Origin of the sequence: Citrobacter sp. Cpo090 (genome assembly GCF_030332665.1) — a bacterium.
GTDB lineage: Bacteria > Pseudomonadota > Gammaproteobacteria > Enterobacterales > Enterobacteriaceae > Citrobacter > Citrobacter portucalensis.
Genome location: NZ_JAOWHK010000025.1, coordinates 1,683,850 through 1,701,221 on the forward strand (window position 1 = coordinate 1,683,850; position 17,372 = coordinate 1,701,221).

18 protein-coding genes are annotated in these 17,372 nt (G+C 50.2%); 11 read left to right on the top strand and 7 right to left on the bottom strand.

The genetic code is table 11. From position 1 onward, the window contains the following. Positions 1-461 precede the first annotated feature (461 nt). Genes cyoA through cyoE form a run of 5 tightly spaced genes read left to right on the top strand, consistent with a single transcriptional unit; the run spans position 462 to position 5,255 of the window. Positions 462-1,409, top strand: a complete 948-nt coding sequence (cyoA, locus tag OGY83_RS10780; protein ID WP_286635851.1) for a cytochrome o ubiquinol oxidase subunit II — start codon at positions 462-464, stop codon at positions 1,407-1,409. A gap of 19 nt (positions 1,410-1,428) precedes the next feature. Further along, on the top strand, positions 1,429-3,420 hold the full coding sequence (cyoB, locus tag OGY83_RS10785) for a cytochrome o ubiquinol oxidase subunit I (RefSeq protein ID WP_003831008.1): 1,992 nt from the start codon (positions 1,429-1,431) through the stop codon (positions 3,418-3,420). Next, positions 3,410-4,024: a cytochrome o ubiquinol oxidase subunit III gene (locus OGY83_RS10790; RefSeq protein WP_003831007.1), complete on the top strand. Its 615-nt coding sequence runs from the start codon at positions 3,410-3,412 to the stop codon at positions 4,022-4,024. The genes cyoB and OGY83_RS10790 overlap by 11 nt, the downstream gene beginning before the upstream one ends. Next, on the top strand, positions 4,024-4,353 hold the full coding sequence (locus OGY83_RS10795) for a cytochrome o ubiquinol oxidase subunit IV (protein ID WP_079938377.1): 330 nt from the start codon (positions 4,024-4,026) through the stop codon (positions 4,351-4,353). The genes OGY83_RS10790 and OGY83_RS10795 overlap by 1 nt, the downstream gene beginning before the upstream one ends. A gap of 11 nt (positions 4,354-4,364) precedes the next feature. After that, complete coding sequence (gene cyoE, locus OGY83_RS10800; protein ID WP_100194043.1) at positions 4,365-5,255, top strand: heme o synthase; 891 nt, start codon at positions 4,365-4,367, stop codon at positions 5,253-5,255. 57 nt (positions 5,256-5,312) lie between these two features. Here the strand turns inward: cyoE and OGY83_RS10805 are convergent, their stop codons facing one another. Continuing rightward, positions 5,313-5,636: a DUF1493 family protein gene (locus OGY83_RS10805; RefSeq protein WP_071696878.1), complete on the bottom strand. Its 324-nt coding sequence runs from the start codon at positions 5,634-5,636 to the stop codon at positions 5,313-5,315. A 168-nt stretch (positions 5,637-5,804) separates the two neighbouring features. Next, positions 5,805-6,179 carry a DUF1493 family protein gene (locus OGY83_RS10810; RefSeq protein WP_079938378.1) on the bottom strand — a complete coding sequence of 125 codons (375 nt, stop codon included), beginning with the start codon at positions 6,177-6,179 and terminating at the stop codon, positions 5,805-5,807. 235 nt (positions 6,180-6,414) lie between these two features. Between OGY83_RS10810 and OGY83_RS10815 the strand changes: the two genes are divergently transcribed. Further along, positions 6,415-7,779 (top strand): MFS transporter, encoded by a 1,365-nt coding sequence (locus OGY83_RS10815; protein ID WP_079938379.1) that lies wholly within the window; start codon positions 6,415-6,417, stop codon positions 7,777-7,779. Positions 7,780-7,825: 46 nt separating this feature from the next. Here OGY83_RS10815 and OGY83_RS10820 read toward each other — a convergent pair whose 3' ends face one another. Then, positions 7,826-8,317, bottom strand: a complete 492-nt coding sequence (locus OGY83_RS10820; protein ID WP_003831002.1) for a YajQ family cyclic di-GMP-binding protein — start codon at positions 8,315-8,317, stop codon at positions 7,826-7,828. A gap of 174 nt (positions 8,318-8,491) precedes the next feature. On the opposite strand from OGY83_RS10820, the gene panE reads away from it, so the two are divergent. Together panE and yajL are read left to right on the top strand one after the other, a co-directional pair. Continuing rightward, positions 8,492-9,403: a 2-dehydropantoate 2-reductase gene (gene panE, locus OGY83_RS10825; protein WP_286635852.1), complete on the top strand. Its 912-nt coding sequence runs from the start codon at positions 8,492-8,494 to the stop codon at positions 9,401-9,403. Then, positions 9,366-9,956: a protein deglycase YajL gene (yajL, locus tag OGY83_RS10830; RefSeq protein ID WP_079938381.1), complete on the top strand. Its 591-nt coding sequence runs from the start codon at positions 9,366-9,368 to the stop codon at positions 9,954-9,956. The genes panE and yajL overlap by 38 nt, the downstream gene beginning before the upstream one ends. Before the next feature lie 39 nt (positions 9,957-9,995). Here yajL and OGY83_RS10835 read toward each other — a convergent pair whose 3' ends face one another. The 3 genes from OGY83_RS10835 to OGY83_RS10845 are packed head-to-tail and all read right to left on the bottom strand — an operon-like array spanning position 9,996 to position 13,679. After that, the gene (locus tag OGY83_RS10835) at positions 9,996-10,784 is read right to left on the bottom strand and encodes a dimethyl sulfoxide reductase anchor subunit family protein (protein WP_286635853.1); all 789 of its coding nucleotides are present in this window, start codon (positions 10,782-10,784) and stop codon (positions 9,996-9,998) included. A gap of 10 nt (positions 10,785-10,794) precedes the next feature. Then, positions 10,795-11,343, bottom strand: coding sequence for a 4Fe-4S dicluster domain-containing protein (locus OGY83_RS10840; RefSeq protein WP_286635854.1), 549 nt, complete (start codon positions 11,341-11,343; stop codon positions 10,795-10,797). A gap of 2 nt (positions 11,344-11,345) precedes the next feature. Further along, entirely contained in the window at positions 11,346-13,679 is a 2,334-nt protein-coding gene (locus tag OGY83_RS10845) for a molybdopterin-containing oxidoreductase family protein (RefSeq protein WP_286635855.1), read from the bottom strand. Positions 13,680-13,847: 168 nt separating this feature from the next. On the opposite strand from OGY83_RS10845, the gene OGY83_RS10850 reads away from it, so the two are divergent. Further along, complete coding sequence (locus OGY83_RS10850) at positions 13,848-14,543, top strand: IclR family transcriptional regulator (protein WP_286635856.1); 696 nt, start codon at positions 13,848-13,850, stop codon at positions 14,541-14,543. 36 nt (positions 14,544-14,579) lie between these two features. Here OGY83_RS10850 and thiI read toward each other — a convergent pair whose 3' ends face one another. Continuing rightward, on the bottom strand, positions 14,580-16,028 hold the full coding sequence (gene thiI / locus OGY83_RS10855; RefSeq protein ID WP_045440518.1) for a tRNA uracil 4-sulfurtransferase ThiI: 1,449 nt from the start codon (positions 16,026-16,028) through the stop codon (positions 14,580-14,582). A gap of 196 nt (positions 16,029-16,224) precedes the next feature. Here thiI and xseB point away from each other — a divergent pair, with 196 nt between their 5' ends. Both xseB and ispA read left to right on the top strand, forming a co-directional pair. Beyond that, positions 16,225-16,467 (top strand): exodeoxyribonuclease VII small subunit, encoded by a 243-nt coding sequence (gene xseB / locus OGY83_RS10860; RefSeq protein WP_003021586.1) that lies wholly within the window; start codon positions 16,225-16,227, stop codon positions 16,465-16,467. Then, entirely contained in the window at positions 16,468-17,367 is a 900-nt protein-coding gene (gene ispA / locus OGY83_RS10865) for a (2E,6E)-farnesyl diphosphate synthase (RefSeq protein WP_286635857.1), read from the top strand. Positions 17,368-17,372: the final 5 nt, after the last annotated feature.

Consider the following 17,372-nt stretch of genomic DNA (forward strand, 5'->3'; position numbering starts at 1 on the left):
AGTATGACGAGCATATTTGGTCGTTGTAATCACCCTGCGTAATTATAACGGCGAAATAAGCAACAACTGCTAAAAATAATATTTGTTATTTTGTGCGCCAAAGAATTTGGAAATTATTGACGCCTTTTATATATACTATTTTCCTTACTCGATTCAGCCACGATAGTTTTATTTTTTGTTCTTCAATTGTCCGTTTATTGATAATCAATTGTTAAGCAATTGTTTTATTTTCGTATTGGTTATACCAATTGCCCTCAGTACGCCCTCCACCTGCCCGCTTTCGTTATAACGTGATGTTGCAACAGGTTCTTAAAGCCAAAGCGACATATATTGCAACATATGTGACATGCACGGCAGAACCAAGTAACACAGATCTAGAGATGTTTACAGTAATGTAACCTTCCCGTAAAATGCCCTCACACTTTAAACGCCACCCGGTCCCGTGGAATTGAGGTCGTTAAATGAGACTCAGGAAATACAATAAAAGTTTGGGATGGTTGTCATTAATTGCAGGCACTGCATTACTCAGTGGCTGTAATTCTGCGCTGCTTGACCCTAAAGGACAGATTGGACTGGAACAACGGTCATTGATACTGACGGCATTTGGCCTGATGTTGATTGTCGTTATTCCCGCCATCTTGATGGCTGTTGGTTTTGCCTGGAAGTATCGTGCAAGCAATAAAGATGCGAAGTACAGCCCGAACTGGTCACACTCCAATAAAGTGGAAGCTGTGGTCTGGACGGTGCCGATCTTAATCATCATTTTCCTTGCAGTGCTGACATGGAAAACCACTCACGCTCTTGAGCCAAGCAAACCGCTGGCGCATGACGAGAAGCCCATTACCATCGAAGTGGTTTCCATGGACTGGAAATGGTTCTTCATCTATCCGGAACAGGGTATCGCTACCGTGAATGAAATCGCCTTCCCGGCGAATACTCCGGTTGAATTCAAAGTGACTTCCAACTCCGTGATGAACTCCTTCTTTATCCCGCGTCTGGGTAGCCAGATTTATGCCATGGCCGGTATGCAGACTCGACTGCATCTGATCGCCAACGAAGTCGGTACTTATGATGGTATCTCCGCAAGTTATAGCGGACCAGGCTTCTCCGGTATGAAGTTCAAGGCTATCGCAACAAAGGACCGCGCCGAATTCGACCAATGGGTTGCTAAAGCTAAACAGTCCGCGAACACCATGAGCGACATGGCTGCGTTCGAGAAAGTGGCTGCGCCAAGCGAATACAACCAGGTGGAATATTTCTCCAACGTGAAACCGGATTTGTTTAAAGACGTTATTAACAAATTTATGGCTCACGGTAAGAGCATGGACATGACCCAACCCGAAGGTGAGCACAGTGCACACGAAGGCATGGAAGGCATGGACATGAGCCACGCGGAATCCGCTCACTAAGGGGCCGAGGAAGAATACGATGTTCGGAAAATTGACGCTGGATGCAGTGCCGTTCCATGAACCTATTGTCATGGTTACGATTGCTGCCATTATCATCGGTGGTGCGGCCTTACTGGGCCTTATCACTTACTTCGGTAAGTGGACCTACCTGTGGAAAGAGTGGCTAACTTCGGTTGACCACAAACGCCTTGGCATCATGTATGTCATCGTCGCAATCGTCATGTTGATTCGTGGCTTTGCCGACGCCATCATGATGCGTAGTCAGCAAGCGCTGGCTTCTGCAGGTGAAGCAGGCTTCCTGCCTCCTCACCACTACGACCAGATCTTCACGGCTCACGGCGTGATTATGATCTTCTTCGTGGCAATGCCATTTGTTATCGGTCTGATGAACCTGGTGGTTCCTCTGCAGATCGGCGCTCGTGACGTTGCATTCCCGTTCCTGAACAACCTGAGCTTCTGGTTCACCGTTGTCGGCGTAATCCTGGTTAACCTTTCTCTGGGCGTGGGTGAATTCGCGCAGACCGGTTGGCTGGCGTATCCGCCACTTTCGGGAATAGAGTACAGTCCAAGCGTCGGGGTCGACTATTGGATATGGGCAGTCCAGTTGTCCGGTATTGGTACAACCCTGACCGGTATCAACTTCTTTGTGACCATCATTAAGATGCGTGCACCAGGAATGACCATGTTCAAGATGCCAGTGTTTAGTTGGGCATCTCTGTGCGCGAACATCCTGATTATCGCCTCTTTCCCAATCCTGACGGTTACCGTCGCGTTGCTAACCCTGGATCGCTATCTGGGCACCCATTTCTTTACCAACGATATGGGCGGCAACATGATGATGTACATCAACCTGATTTGGGCCTGGGGCCATCCGGAAGTGTACATTCTGGTTCTGCCAGTCTTCGGTGTGTTCTCCGAAATCGCGGCAACCTTCTCGCGTAAACGTCTGTTTGGTTACACCTCGCTGGTGTGGGCAACCGTGTGTATCACCGTTCTGTCGTTCGTTGTTTGGCTGCACCACTTCTTCACCATGGGTGCAGGCGCTAACGTAAACGCCTTCTTCGGTATCACCACTATGATTATCGCCATCCCGACCGGGGTGAAGATCTTCAACTGGCTGTTCACCATGTATCAGGGCCGTATCGTATTCCACTCAGCAATGCTGTGGACGATTGGCTTTATCGTCACCTTCTCAGTCGGCGGCATGACCGGTGTACTGCTGGCGGTGCCGGGTGCGGACTTCGTTCTGCACAACAGTCTGTTCCTGATTGCGCACTTCCATAACGTTATCATCGGCGGCGTCGTATTTGGATGCTTCGCAGGTATGACCTACTGGTGGCCAAAAGCGTTTGGCTTCACGCTGAACGAAACCTGGGGTAAACGCGCATTCTGGTTCTGGATCATCGGCTTCTTCGTAGCATTTATGCCGCTGTACGTGCTGGGCTTCATGGGTATGACCCGTCGCCTCAGCCAGCAGATTGATCCGCAGTTCCATCCGATGCTGGTCGTTGCCGCCTGCGGTGCCGCGCTGATTGCACTGGGTATCCTGTGCCAGCTGATTCAGATCTTCGTTTCTATTCGCGACCGCGAGCAGAACCGTGACCTGACCGGTGACCCATGGGGTGGTCGTACGCTGGAGTGGGCAACCTCTTCCCCGCCTCCGTTCTATAACTTTGCCGTTGTGCCGCACGTTCACGAGCGTGATGCCTTCTGGGAAATGAAAGAAAAAGGTGAAGCGTACAAGCAGCCTGCGCACTATGAAGAAATTCATATGCCGAAGAACAGCGGTGCCGGTATCGTCATTACCGCCTTTGCAACACTGTTTGGTTTCGCCATGATCTGGCATATCTGGTGGCTGGCGATTGCAAGCTTCGCAGGCATGATCATCAGCTGGATTGTGAAAAGCTTTGATGAAGACGTGGATTACTACGTGCCGGTCCCGGAAGTCGAAAAACTGGAAAACCAGCATTTCGATGAGATTACTAAGGCAGGGCTGAAAAATGGCAACTGATACTTTAACGCACGCGACTGCCCACGCGCACGAACACGGGCACCACGATGCAGGCCAGACCAAGATCTTCGGATTCTGGGTCTACCTGATGAGCGACTGCATTCTGTTCTCTATTCTGTTTGCAACCTATGCCGTTCTGGTGAACGGCACCGCAGGTGGCCCGACAGGTAAGGACATTTTTGAACTGCCGTTCGTTCTGGTTGAAACATTCCTGCTGTTATTCAGCTCCATTACTTACGGCATGGCAGCGATTGCCATGTACAAGAACAACAAGAGCCAGGTTATCTCCTGGCTGGCGTTGACCTTCTTGTTCGGTGCCGGATTCATCGGGATGGAACTCTATGAATTCCATCACCTGATTGTTAACGGTATGGGCCCGGATCGCAGTGGCTTCCTGTCTGCGTTCTTCGCGCTGGTCGGCACGCACGGTCTGCACGTCACCTCCGGTCTTATCTGGATGGCAGTGCTGATGGTGCAAGTTGCTCGTCGCGGCCTGACCAGTACTAACCGTACCCGCATCATGTGCCTGAGCCTGTTCTGGCACTTCCTTGATGTGGTGTGGATCTGTGTGTTCACTGTTGTTTATCTGATGGGGGCGATGTAATGAGTCATTCTAACGAGAGCGGCGGCGCATCCCATGGCAGCGTAAAAACCTACATGACAGGTTTTATCCTGTCGATCATCCTGACGGTCATTCCGTTCTGGATGGTGATGACAGGTTCTGCCTCTCCGGCCGTCATTCTGGGAACTATTCTGGTAATGGCAGTGGTACAGATTCTGGTGCACCTGGTGTGCTTCCTGCACATGAATAGCAAATCTGATGAAGGTTGGAACATGACGGCCTTCGTCTTTACTGTGCTAATCATCGCCATCCTGGTTGTGGGCTCCATCTGGATTATGTGGAACCTTAACTACAACATGATGATGCACTAAGAGCGGCGATTATGATGTTTAAGCAATACCTGCAAGTAACGAAACCAGGCATCATCTTTGGCAACCTGATCTCGGTGATTGGGGGATTCCTGCTGGCCTCAAAAGGCAGCATTGATTATCCCCTGTTTATCTACACGCTGGTTGGGGTGTCACTGGTTGTGGCGTCGGGTTGTGTATTTAACAACTACATCGACAGGGATATCGACAGGAAGATGGAGAGGACCAAAAACCGCGTGCTGGTTAAAGGTCTGATTTCCCCTGCGGTCTCGCTGGTATACGCCACCCTGTTGGGTATTGCTGGCTTTATGCTGCTGTGGTTTGGCGCGAACCCTCTGGCCTGCTGGCTGGGGGTAATGGGCTTCGTGGTCTATGTGGGCGTTTATAGCCTGTACATGAAGCGCCATTCCGTTTACGGTACGCTGATTGGCTCACTCTCCGGCGCTGCGCCGCCGGTGATTGGCTACTGTGCCGTAACCGGTGTGTTCGATAGCGGTGCGTTGATTCTGCTGGCTATTTTCAGCCTGTGGCAGATGCCGCACTCTTACGCGATTGCGATTTTCCGCTTCAAGGATTATCAGGCTGCCAACATCCCGGTGCTGCCGGTGGTGAAAGGTATTTCGGTCGCGAAGAACCATATCACGCTGTACATCGTGGCGTTTGCTATCGCCACGCTGATGCTAACCCTGGGCGGCTATGCAGGTTATAAATACCTGATTGTTGCAGCGGCGGTGAGCGTCTGGTGGTTGGGCATGGCGCTGCGCGGTTATAAAGTGGAAGATGACAGAGTCTGGGCGCGCAAGCTGTTCGGTTTCTCCATCATCGCCATTACCGCGCTTTCCGTGATGATGTCCGTCGACTTTATGGTGCCAAACTCGCAGAACCTGCTGACTTACGTCTGGTAAGAATCTGCAGATACGAAAAGGGTGCTCCGGCACCCTTTTTATTGGCAGGAATATTATTCAGTCATAGAGCCATTTCCCAGCCTTTGCTGACTCGATAATCATACCTACTGTCAAAGGCTTTAACTCAATTTCAGGAGGATCTTTTCGCCAGAAAGGGTATTCTTGTTCAATATAATTCCTTCCATCAAACTTCGAGTATTCAATATCAAAATGCTCAAATAAATCAGCTAAAAAATCATACGCATCTTCCGGAACAAACTGAAAATCATCCTCAAGGGTCCATTCTTTAGTGACCTGCTTAAGACCAGGTCTGAACCAACGTTCCCTGATTGGGTAATTCTTCATGATGTACTCAATAACTTCAGCTTCATAATTTCTCATCAGAAGGATGTCCACTGTATGCGATCTTTGGGTCGTACTAATATGATGATATCATTAGACTTTATGATGCATAATTCACACAACCTGTTGACCTGGGTTGGGTAAATTCAGCGAATGCTAAAAGGGTACTTCGGCACCCTTTTTACTTACTACGTGATTTTGAGAGCGTCAGGTCTCGTCTTTTTGCTCATCAGGCCAGATCTCAAACAACCATTTCCCCTCCTCTGCTGACTCCGCAAACATCCTTACGGTTAAAGGTAAACGTGTTGCTTCAACCTCCTCCCGTTTAACCTTGAACCATCGTGCCAAAAGTGGCGTGTTTTCCCAGGGGAAATAGCGGGTCCAGTCTACTTCCGATAAATCAACGTTGAATACTTTCCGGAACTCTTCAATTGCATCTGAGAGATCGTCTCGTGGCTCATCGAATAAATCTGTGTCGAGTTCTAAAGGAACCTCCTTCCAGTTTTCATCCAAATACCCAGGTATTTCTTCCCTGAAAATTTTTAACACATCGTCTTGAATACTCACTAGAATGATGTCCATTGAATACAAACATCAGCTTGAAGCAATGGGTTATATTTATCGCGAAATACCATTTTCCTTTTCCCTCTTTCCATTAGAAACAACCACAAAAAGACTACGCCCGTAATTATCACAAGTAAATTAGTTGCATAGGTAATTATTTCAATTATCCCACAACACAATTCCACATATCGTAGAGGTTTACCGCACTCCTTCCCCGCTTTACACTAGGCGCGAAATTAATACAGAGGTGGGAATGAACGATTACAAAATGACGCCCGGTGAGTTGCGCGCCACCTGGGGTTTAGGGACCGTATTCTCTTTGCGCATGCTTGGCATGTTTATGGTCCTGCCGGTTCTGACCACATACGGTATGGCGCTACAGGGTGCCAGCGAAGCGCTGATAGGCCTTGCCATCGGCATATATGGTCTGGCGCAAGCCGTTTTCCAAATCCCCTTTGGCCTGCTCTCTGACCGCATTGGTCGTAAGCCACTTATCGTCGGCGGGCTGGCGGTATTCGTTCTCGGCAGCATAATTGCCGCCCTCTCCGATTCAATCTGGGGCATTATTCTTGGTCGTGCCCTACAAGGTTCTGGCGCGATTGCTGCTGCCGTAATGGCGCTACTTTCCGACTTAACCCGTGAGCAAAACCGTACCAAAGCGATGGCGTTTATCGGCGTCAGCTTTGGTATCACCTTCGCCATTGCGATGGTGCTAGGACCAATCGTTACCCATGCGCTGGGACTACACGCGCTGTTCTGGATGATCGCAGCTCTTGCTACCACGGGTATTGTGCTAACCATTTGGGTCGTTCCCAATAGCACTACCCACGTGTTGAACCGCGAGTCGGGCATGGTAAAAGGCAGCTTCAGCAAAGTGCTGGCGGAGCCAAAGCTGCTGAAGCTCAATTTTGGCATCATGTGCCTGCACATTTTGCTGATGTCCACATTTGTCGCCTTACCAGGCCAACTGGCGAAAGCGGGCTTCCCCGCCGCAGAGCACTGGAAAATTTATCTGGTGACGATGCTGCTGTCCTTTGTTTCCGTAGTGCCGTTCATCATTTACGCCGAAGTGAAGCGCAAGATGAAACGCGTGTTCCTCGCCTGCGTGTTACTGATACTTATTGCAGAGATTGTATTGTGGAGCGCAAACATTCATTTCTGGGGGCTGATTGCCGGCGTACAGATATTCTTCCTCGCCTTCAACTTGATGGAAGCCCTCCTCCCCTCACTTATCAGTAAAGAGTCTCCGGCTGGCTATAAAGGCACGGCGATGGGCGTTTACTCCACCAGCCAGTTTCTTGGCGTGGCGATTGGCGGTTCGCTCGGCGGTTGGGTGGTTGAAATGTTTGATGGTCAGGCCGTATTCCTGGCCGGTGCGCTTCTGGCGGCAGTTTGGTTAGTTGTGGCAAGTACAATGAAAGAGCCGCCGTATGTCAGCAGCCTGCGTGTGGAAATTCCACCGGAGATTGCCGCCGATGACACGTTAAAGCAGCGCCTGCTGGCAAAAGAAGGGATAAGCGAAGTCTTAATTGTGGCGAAAGAGCATTCGGCCTACGTGAAAATCGACAGCAAAGTCACCAATCGATTTGAGGTTGAGCAGGCCATCAGCCAGGCGTAAAGATGAGATTTGTCAGATGGCGGATCACGCCATCTGACATAACGACTTAATCGCGGAAGTTCTTGAACTGGAACGGTTGACCGAGATCGCCGCCGCGAACCAGTGCCATGACGGATTGCAGGTCATCACGCGCCTTGCCGGTTACACGGATTTCTTCGCCCTGAATCTGCGCCTGCACCTTCAGTTTGCTGTCTTTGATCAGCTTAACGATTTTCTTTTGCACTGCGCTTTCAATGCCTTGTTTCAGCTTAGCTTCAACAAACCAGGTTTTACCGCTGTGCACAAAGGTTTCTGGTACGTCCAGCGACGTGCCTTCAATGCCGCGTTTCAGCAGCTTGGCACGTAAAATATCCAGCAGCTGATTGACCTGGAAATCAGACTCGCTCAACACCTTAATCGTCTTATTTGACTCATTCAGCTCAAAAGTCGCTTCAACGCCACGAAAATCAAAGCGTGACTCCACTTCGCGGCTGGCGTTATCTACCGCGTTACGGGCTTCCTGAAGATCAACTTCAGAAACAATATCGAAAGATGGCATCTTTTCCTCTCCCTTCATTTTTGATGCGAAGCATAATACCTGCAAAGTTACACAACAGACAGCGCTATACTAGGCTGTATCCTTTAATTGTACGTGGTACTGATACCTGCGAACAATAATGGGGTACGGCCGATATGGATTAACACCTGGTGCTGTTGCAGGTGAGGAGGAAGAATGAAAATTACCGTACTGGGATGTGGAGCGCTAGGACAGCTTTGGCTTACCGCGCTATGCAAATATGGACATGAGGTGCAGGGGTGGCTACGCGTACCGCAACCCTATTGCAGCGTAAACCTGATCGACACGGACGGGTCAGTTTTTAATGAATCCCTGACGGCAAACGACCCTGACTTTTTGGCAAAAAGCGACCTGCTGCTGGTTACCCTGAAAGCCTGGCAGGTTTCTGATGCGGTAAAAAGCCTGGCTGCAATCCTGCCTGAAACCACACCCATTCTCTTGATTCACAACGGCATGGGGACAATTGAGGAACTGCATAGCATTAAGCAACCTCTGCTGATGGGCACCACCACCCACGCGGCACGCCGTGACGGGAACGTCATCATTCATGTCGCTCAGGGAACCACAAGGATTGGTCCCGCGCGTGAGCAAGACGGTGATTTCAGTTATCTGGCTGAAGTCCTGCAAGAAGTGCTACCGGATGTCGCCTGGCACGACACTATTCGTGCCGAGCTGTGGCGCAAGCTGGCCGTCAACTGCGTCATTAACCCGCTGACCGCATTATGGGATTGCCCAAACGGCGAGTTACGTCATCATCCTGAAAAAATAGCACTCATCTGCGAGGAAGTGGCCGCGGTTATTGAACGCGAAGGCCACCATACATCAGCGGATGATTTACGCAATTATGTCGAGCAAGTGATTGACAGTACGGCGGAAAATATCTCATCGATGCTGCAAGACATTCGTGCCCTGCGCCATACTGAGATCGACTACATTACCGGTTATTTGTTAAAACGCGCCCGCGCGCACGGCATCGCCGTTCCGGAAAATGCCCACCTGTTTGAAATGGTTAAGAGAAAGGAAAGTGAGTATGAGCGCTCAAGCACTGGTATGTCTCGCCCCTGGTAGTGAAGAGACCGAAGCGGTCACCACTATCGATCTGCTGGTTCGCGGCGGAATTAAGGTCACAACCGCCAGCGTCGCCAGCGATGGTGGCCTGACTATTGTGTGCTCACGCGGAGTGAAGCTGCTGGCGGATGCACCATTAGTCGAAGTTGCTGACGGCGATTTCGACATTATCGTGCTGCCGGGCGGTATTAAAGGCGCCGAGTGTTTTCGCGATAGCCCTCTGCTGGTCGAAACCGTGAAACAGTTTCATCGCTCCGGGCGCATTGTCGCGGCAATCTGTGCCGCTGCCGCCACCGTACTCGTTCCGCACGATATTTTCCCCATCGGTAACATGACCGGTTTTCCGGCGCTGAAAGACAAAATCCCTGCCGATCAGTGGCAGGACAAACGAGTGGTATGGGATCCACGTGTCAACCTGTTAACCAGCCAGGGACCGGGGACTTCCATCGATTTCGGTTTGAAAATCATTGATCTGCTGGTGAGTCGCGAAAAAGCTTACGAGGTGGCATCACAACTGGTGATGGCCGCGGGAATCTATAACTATTACGAATAAACATGCTTACCGGATGGTTGAAACCATCCGGTAAAAGATTTAAAACCAAGGTGCTCCGCTCATAACGTTGCTATAAAACAACATTCTTCCCGCCAGTTCACCCGTCGCCATTAATACGACCCATACCCAACTCTGCTGGCTATATTTCAGACGCGATATTCCCCACACAGCAACACAGATGCTGGAAAATAGCTGCCACCATAGCAGAGGACTTGACGCATCAGCACCAGGCACATGATAGCGAAACCACAACCCGCTCGCCGTCAACACGATTCCAATTATGATCCCTGCATTACACACCGGTGAAGAGGATTTATGCCAATAGCCACCTGCCACCGCCACACTCATAAAACCCAGCAACACCGCCGTTGCCAGAAAGCCAAGCGGCGTGGCCAGAGTATGCCAAAGCGGGTGTAGTGCCATTTGATAATAGACCTGAGACGTCACAAAAATTGACACAAGACCAACAAGCGCCGTTACGCCACCCAGAAGATTCACTCCAGGGTGCTCAGGCTTGAGCCAGCATAGCGCTAGCCAACAAAATATTACGGCATTCAATACGATAAATGCCACCACTTCCCGGCTCAACCAGGATATTCCCAACCCAGCTATTGAGCGGTATGCGCCAGTAGGTGTTCCCAAGTGAACAAGGGATGCCAAAGAACCCAGCACAGTGATGACCCAAAATAACAGCGCCAGCCTACGATATTGTTCAGCATTGAATTTCAGCGTACCAAAATTCTGACACAACGTTAGTGCCAGGACACCACCAATCCCCCATTGAGCAAAGACCGTAAAAAAGACTAATGGCAATTCATAGTGTTCCATTTCTCTCTCCTCAGTCCCGTGGCGCAATAATCACAATATTGGGCTTACTGATATTGTGATCGGGTAAGTTGTAGCGCTTCTCTAGTACCGTCCATTGGGTGGTATGCTCTTTGCGAAGATCTTCTATCTCGCCAAATCGTAAAACCCCCGCGGGACACGATTCAACACAGCGTGGTTGCAAACCTTCATCCAGGCGTTCCGCACACAAATTACATTTACTGGTTTTCCCCTCTTCCGCATCGTAAACCGGTGCACTCCAGGGGCAGGCCATAATACACATCCGGCAACCGATACAACGTTCGTGGTCCTGTACAACAATTCCGTCAGCTCGTTTGGTATAAGTCCCGGCAGGGCACACTTTCATGCACTGAGGGTCATCGCAATGGTTACACGACATGCTGATAAAAGCTTGAGTATTAGGTTCATCCGTATTGCGCTCACGCACCCGCCGCCACAACACACCAAGCGGCGTCATATTTTCTGATTTGCAGGACATGCTGCAGGTTTTACAGCCATAGCAGTTTTGCATATCAATAAGAAATCCATACTGTTTCGTCATGATTAAGCCTCCCTTCTCACGTCAACTAACGTACTGTTACAACAGTGTCCATTGCCCAACAACTCGACCTGATCGTTGGTGACGTGGCTGCTACTTCCCCCCTGTTGCTCCCACCAGCCGTTATCCAGGCTCACAACTCCCCGTTTTATATGCGTTGTAACATCGGCAATTGCTCTATGCTCTCCACGATGATTAAACACAACAACCCACTCTCCGGCCTGGATCTGACGATTATGGGCATCTTCTGGGTGAATCATAACGTTTGGACGATTACGCTGAACCTCGAGGATCCATTCATTCATACCGTGGCTCGAATGTACGCTACGTGCCAGTTTGCGCTGTACCGCCATTAACGGATAGTGGCTTGCCAGCTCAGGTGAACCTTTCACTGACTCTTTCACCTGTTTCCAGGTCACTACCGGCAGGAAGTCTTTTTTGGCCCACTCCTCAATATAAAAATGCGCCTTTCCGGTTGAGGTACAAAACTGCCCATCCTTAAAGGGGATCCAGTCTTCTTTAACGGGGCATACCGGCCCTTTTTTTAACATTTCGCGGGTGATACCCGACCCTTTGAGGCAAGTATCAATGTAATGTTCAATGGGCTGATTAAAGACGTCTCCAAATCCAAAACGTTCGGCCAGGCGTGCAAATATCCAGTAATCCGGTTTAGCTTCTCCCGGTGGTTCCACCGCTTTCTCCATCAGTTGTACATAGTGGCTGCGTACCCCCGCCATTAAACTGACATCTTCAAAAATGGTCGTCACGGGCAGCACCAAATCGGCATACAGTGCAGACGAACTCATCAAATTGTCTGCCACTACGACAAATGGCACTTTTTTAAAGGCTTCTCTGACCTGATTTGTATTCGGCAACTGCGTCATTGCCCCCAGTGTCATGTTCCACCAGAATTTTATTGGATGAGGTTTTTCGTTAACGATCCAGTCCCCAATTTTAGAAATGGGGATCGATGGAACTTTGGCAGCATTTGGCGCGGGGGGGATAATGGGCGAAAATTTCGCCATTTGCCTGACCCCGCCCGCATCACAGACCCCAGCACCAGGCTTACCGATATTGCCGGTTATCAGCGCCAGATAAAATTGGCTGGCAGCTACGTAAGTACCAAATTCGGTTCTCTGCGCTCCAGACATATTCTGAACAATCATCGCAGGTTGCGTGGAAGCATAGTCTCGCGCCAGACGTAACACCGTTTGCGCTGGCACATCCGTTTCCTGCTCGACTTTCTGTGTTGTCCAGGGCTTAGCCTGCGTCCAAACGTTATCCAGTACGGTCGTAAAATCACTCTCGTGGGGCAGTTCATCATTCAGCAATGCAGGAATAACGCCCGGCGCATCATGTCGCTTCACGCTTTGTGTCAGGGTATCAAACACCAGATAACTGTCCGTATCCTGCGGGTCGGCTCGCATTAATTTCTGTTGTCCATCCACCAGATAAACCGCACCGGTGTGCGCTCGCAGAAAATCCGCGTCATAGCGTTTTTCCTGCATAATAATGTTGATCATCCCCAGCGCCAGCGCGATATCCGTCCCCGGCACAATAGGCACCCACTCATCCGCTTTAGCTGCGGTTTCGTTAAAACGAGGATCGATAACGACCATGCGCGCCCCGTTACGTTGCGCGTGTGAATAATCCTTGAAGTAAGCATGCATCGTAACGGCAGGGTTATTTCCCCAGCAGAGGATATAGCGGCTTGCTGGTATCGTGTCTCGGGTATCCGCATAGCGTAAACCCACCATTGGTATCATCGCGGCGGTGACGGCAGCACAACATAGTGAACCAGCATGTTTTGTCGATCCGCCAAGATAATCAAAAAATGCTTTCCCCATATCATTCTTGATAGAGTCCATGTTCCCTGAGGCGGCAGTTAACAATAAGCCTTTATTGCCATCACTCGCGATTGTGTCTCTGATTTTCTTTTCAATGAGATCCAGTGCGGCATCCCAGGAAATTGGCTTAAATTTCCCCTCACCTTTCTCCCCCGTACGCAGCAGCGGTTGCGTCAAACGTAGAGGGTGGTACACCCACTTCGTTCGGCTAATTCCTCGTAAGCAACATTTCACGTTAAAACCTTTCGTTGCTTCAATTTTCATCAAGCGATCTTTCCAGACATAAGCAGTCAGATTGCAATGCAGACATTCCATTGCGCAGGTCGAACGAAATGTCATGTAATCCGATTGCTGAAGACGAAACCGGGGCAACGGCGCACCGTTGGCCTGGCGTAATCCGAGAAAGGTTGGCCCTAATGTAGCTAAACCCACTACACCTAGCCCTTTTAACAGGGTTCTTCTTTTTAAACGTATATTGCTCAAAGCATCCATGGTTTCCCCTCCATAAAGTTAATCATTAGTGAATCAAGGTTCACTAATGATTAACTTGAGGTGAATCATGATCTAATCACTTAGAGGTAGTGATCTTTTTGAATTGCGAAAGCAGTCCTGTTTCTGACTCGATGATATAATCGCTAGGTATCTAAAAAGAGAACGCATATGACTGAAACATCACAAGGGGTAAATTCGGTTGATATAGCCGTCAGCATTTTGACATTTGTTGCCAGTCAAAATGGTCAAGCGAGGGCAATCGATATCGCTACTGGATGTGGTTTGTCGAAAAGCAGGTTACACAAATATCTGGTTTCACTTTGCCGAACAGGCATGCTATGTCAAAACGAAAAGGGGCTTTACAGCCTGGGTGCAACTGCACTGCAGCTGGCTGGGACGCCAACGGGTACACGCAATGCGATTAACGAGCTCAACGCTATGCTGGTTGCTTTTCGCGATACCTTTAACCACTCTACTGGAGTCGTCGTTGTCTCTGATAACGGATTAATACTCAAACATTACAATCGCAGTTTTCGAAACGTCGATATCGATTTTCTGCCCAATACGCAGGTTCCACTTCATGCCAGTGCAGCAGGGCAAATTTTTATGAGTTTTTCTGGTTATCAGGCACAAAATCCGGCGCAGAAACAGTTAATTAAACAAATAATATCGCAGGGATATGCCGTGCGTTACAACCCAACTCAGGGGATCCCTGGAGCGCAATCTATCGCTTGTCCGCTTCAGAATAGTAAAGGTGAGCTCATTGCAATTGCTGTAACGATGGGTTTTTTTAGTGCCGAAGCTATTCCGCAGATTGCTAATCAATTGGTCAACAGCATTGCATCACTTCAGCTGCAAGATTAGCGTTGCCCCGGCGCGTAAAGCCGGGGCAAACCACAATTACGGACGATATACCTTCACGTTTTCAAAGCCCTGCTCGCGCAGATAAAGCGCCTGCAGGCGGCTCATCACTCCGCGTTCACACCACAGCAGCCAGGTTTTATTCTGGTCCAGATCGCCGAATTTAGTGCTCAGCTTGTAGAATGGCAGAGAAACGACGTCCACGCCTTCAACCTTCAGCGGTTTATCATCCTGTTCATCCACAGAACGGATATCCAGAATGACATCGTTAGGGCCGAAGCCGCTCACGGTTTCCACTTCTACCACGGTCTGCTGCGTCTGCTGGGCGATATCGCGAATATCGATATTGTTCGCTTCTTCAACCACTTTATCGAGGATAGAGAAATCGAAGTTTTCTTCTTCGGCCTCAATCTTCGCTTTGATCGCTTTCACCGTCGGACTTTTTGAAATCACACCGCAGTATTCCGGCATGGTACGGGCAAAGTCCTCGGTACCAATTTCACGCGCCAGATTGATGATGTGTTCTTTATCATGGGAGATAAGCGGACGCAGGATCAGGGTGTCTGATACGTTATCGATCAGGCGCAGGTTGGTCAGCGTCTGGCTGGACACCTGGCCCAGTGCTTCACCGGTTACCAGCGCCTGTACGCCGTAGCGCTCAGCGACTTTCGACGCCGCGCGTACCATCATACGTTTGAGGACCACGCCCATCTGGCCGTCATCAACTTTCTCCAGGATCTCACCGACCACCGGTTCAAAGTTGATCGCAACAAAACGCACGCGATGCGAACTACCGAAGCGGTTCCACAGGTAATGTGCCACCTGACGAACGCCGATTTCATGCGCTGCGCCGCCAAGGTTAAAGAAGCAATAGTGTACACGGCAGCCGCGACGCATCAGCATATAGCTGGACACGCCGGAGTCGAAACCGCCGGAAATCAGCGACAGCACGTCTTCCTGCGTCCCAATCGGGAAACCACCAATACCTTCATAGCGGCCTTTAACCAGCAGCAGACGGTCGTTTTCGATTTCAAGATTAACGGTCACATCCGGCTTCGTCAGCTTCACGCGTGCAGATTCAATATGTTGGTTCAGTCCACCGCCAACATAACGTTCCACCTCAATGGAGCTAAACTCATGCTTACCGCGACGCTTAACGCGTACACAGAAGGTTTTACCTTCCAGTTGATCGCGATACTGCACCAGTGCCTTCTCGAAAATATCGTGCATATCGGTAAACGGCACGTCTTCTACTTCGAGAATGTGGTGGATACCCGGAATACGGGTCAGCGCGTCGCGAATATCCAGGCGCTGGCTTTCATCTTTAGCGCGAACCTCAACGTGATCCCAGTGGCGGACAACGGCAAGGTCTTCATCATAGTGCTTTAAAACGTTACGAATGTTCCCTGTCAGAATTTTTATAAAGCGCAAACGCACAGATTGGCTTTTGATGGTGATTTCTGGGAACAATTTAATGATAAACTTCATGGCGGCAATGGTTCTTAGGCAAGTCTGAATGACTTGTAATGGAAAAAAATACAGCAGCCCATACCCGCGACTGCATCCAGGCGCGCAAGTATATCACCATCACGCGGCTACTGTGCACATTGCGCGTTATTTGCTTATCAGTGCGAGTCCGTTACCATAGTCTTGTGCTGCCAATACAGAGAGTCAGACATTCATTATGCCGAAGAAAAATGAAGCGCCAGCCAGTTTTGAAACCGCGCTGAGCGAGCTGGAACAAATTGTTACCCGTCTGGAAGGCGGCGACCTGCCGTTAGAAGAAGCGTTGAACGAATTCGAACGTGGCGTACAGTTGGCGCGTCAGGGACAGGTCAAATTGCAACAGGCTGAACAGCGCGTACAAATCCTGCTGTCAGATACTGAAGACGCCGCCCTTACGCCTTTTACACCGGATAATGAGTAAATGGATTTTACGCAGCAGCTACAGGCTTGCGTTGAGCAGGCCAATCAGGCACTGAGCCGTTTTATCGCGCCACTGCCCTTTCAGAACACTCCCGTGGTCGAGACCATGCAATATGGCGCATTATTAGGCGGTAAACGCCTGCGCCCGTTCCTGGTGTATGCGACCGGTCAGATGTTTGGTGTCAGCCTGAGTACGCTTGATGCTCCCGCTGCCGCCGTCGAATGCATTCATGCCTATTCGCTGATGCACGATGATTTGCCCGCGATGGATGACGACGACCTGCGCCGCGGTCTGCCGACCTGCCACGTAAAATTTGGTGAGGCAAACGCGATCCTGGCCGGAGATGCGCTGCAAACGCTGGCGTTCTCTATTATCAGCGACGCCCCAATGCCGGAAGTATCTGACCGTGACCGCATTGCGATGATCTCTGAACTGGCTCAGGCCAGCGGTATCGCCGGTATGTGCGGCGGTCAGGCGCTGGATCTGGAAGCTGAAGGTCATCAGGTTGCGCTGGATGCGCTGGAGCGGATTCACCGCCATAAAACCGGGGCATTGATTCGCGCCGCCGTGCGTCTGGGGGCGTTAAGTGCTGGCGATAAAGGGCGAGAATGCCTGCCAATACTCGACAAATACGCAGAAAGCATCGGTCTGGCTTTCCAGGTTCAGGATGACATCCTGGATGTGGTAGGCGATACTGCAACATTGGGTAAACGTCAGGGTGCTGACCAGCAGCTTGGCAAAAGTACCTATCCTGCACTTCTGGGTCTTGAGCAAGCCCAGAATAAAGCCCGGGATTTAATCGAGGATGCCCGCCAGTCGCTAAGTCTGCTGGCCGCACAGTCACTCGATACCTCGGCACTGGAAGCGCTAGCGGACTACATAATCCAGCGTGATAAATAAACCAA

Coding starts and splice junctions, on each gene's coding strand:
- cyoA (WP_286635851.1), top strand. CDS start 462: ATGAGACTCAGGAAATACAATAAAAGTTTGGGATGGTTGTCATTAATT.
- cyoB (WP_003831008.1), top strand. CDS start 1,429: ATGTTCGGAAAATTGACGCTGGATGCAGTGCCGTTCCATGAACCTATT.
- OGY83_RS10790 (WP_003831007.1), top strand. CDS start 3,410: ATGGCAACTGATACTTTAACGCACGCGACTGCCCACGCGCACGAACAC.
- OGY83_RS10795 (WP_079938377.1), top strand. CDS start 4,024: ATGAGTCATTCTAACGAGAGCGGCGGCGCATCCCATGGCAGCGTAAAA.
- cyoE (WP_100194043.1), top strand. CDS start 4,365: ATGATGTTTAAGCAATACCTGCAAGTAACGAAACCAGGCATCATCTTT.
- OGY83_RS10805 (WP_071696878.1), bottom strand. CDS start 5,636: ATGAGAAATTATGAAGCTGAAGTTATTGAGTACATCATGAAGAATTAC.
- OGY83_RS10810 (WP_079938378.1), bottom strand. CDS start 6,179: ATGGACATCATTCTAGTGAGTATTCAAGACGATGTGTTAAAAATTTTC.
- OGY83_RS10815 (WP_079938379.1), top strand. CDS start 6,415: ATGAACGATTACAAAATGACGCCCGGTGAGTTGCGCGCCACCTGGGGT.
- OGY83_RS10820 (WP_003831002.1), bottom strand. CDS start 8,317: ATGCCATCTTTCGATATTGTTTCTGAAGTTGATCTTCAGGAAGCCCGT.
- panE (WP_286635852.1), top strand. CDS start 8,492: ATGAAAATTACCGTACTGGGATGTGGAGCGCTAGGACAGCTTTGGCTT.
- yajL (WP_079938381.1), top strand. CDS start 9,366: ATGAGCGCTCAAGCACTGGTATGTCTCGCCCCTGGTAGTGAAGAGACC.
- OGY83_RS10835 (WP_286635853.1), bottom strand. CDS start 10,784: ATGGAACACTATGAATTGCCATTAGTCTTTTTTACGGTCTTTGCTCAA.
- OGY83_RS10840 (WP_286635854.1), bottom strand. CDS start 11,343: ATGACGAAACAGTATGGATTTCTTATTGATATGCAAAACTGCTATGGC.
- OGY83_RS10845 (WP_286635855.1), bottom strand. CDS start 13,679: ATGGATGCTTTGAGCAATATACGTTTAAAAAGAAGAACCCTGTTAAAA.
- OGY83_RS10850 (WP_286635856.1), top strand. CDS start 13,848: ATGACTGAAACATCACAAGGGGTAAATTCGGTTGATATAGCCGTCAGC.
- thiI (WP_045440518.1), bottom strand. CDS start 16,028: ATGAAGTTTATCATTAAATTGTTCCCAGAAATCACCATCAAAAGCCAA.
- xseB (WP_003021586.1), top strand. CDS start 16,225: ATGCCGAAGAAAAATGAAGCGCCAGCCAGTTTTGAAACCGCGCTGAGC.
- ispA (WP_286635857.1), top strand. CDS start 16,468: ATGGATTTTACGCAGCAGCTACAGGCTTGCGTTGAGCAGGCCAATCAG.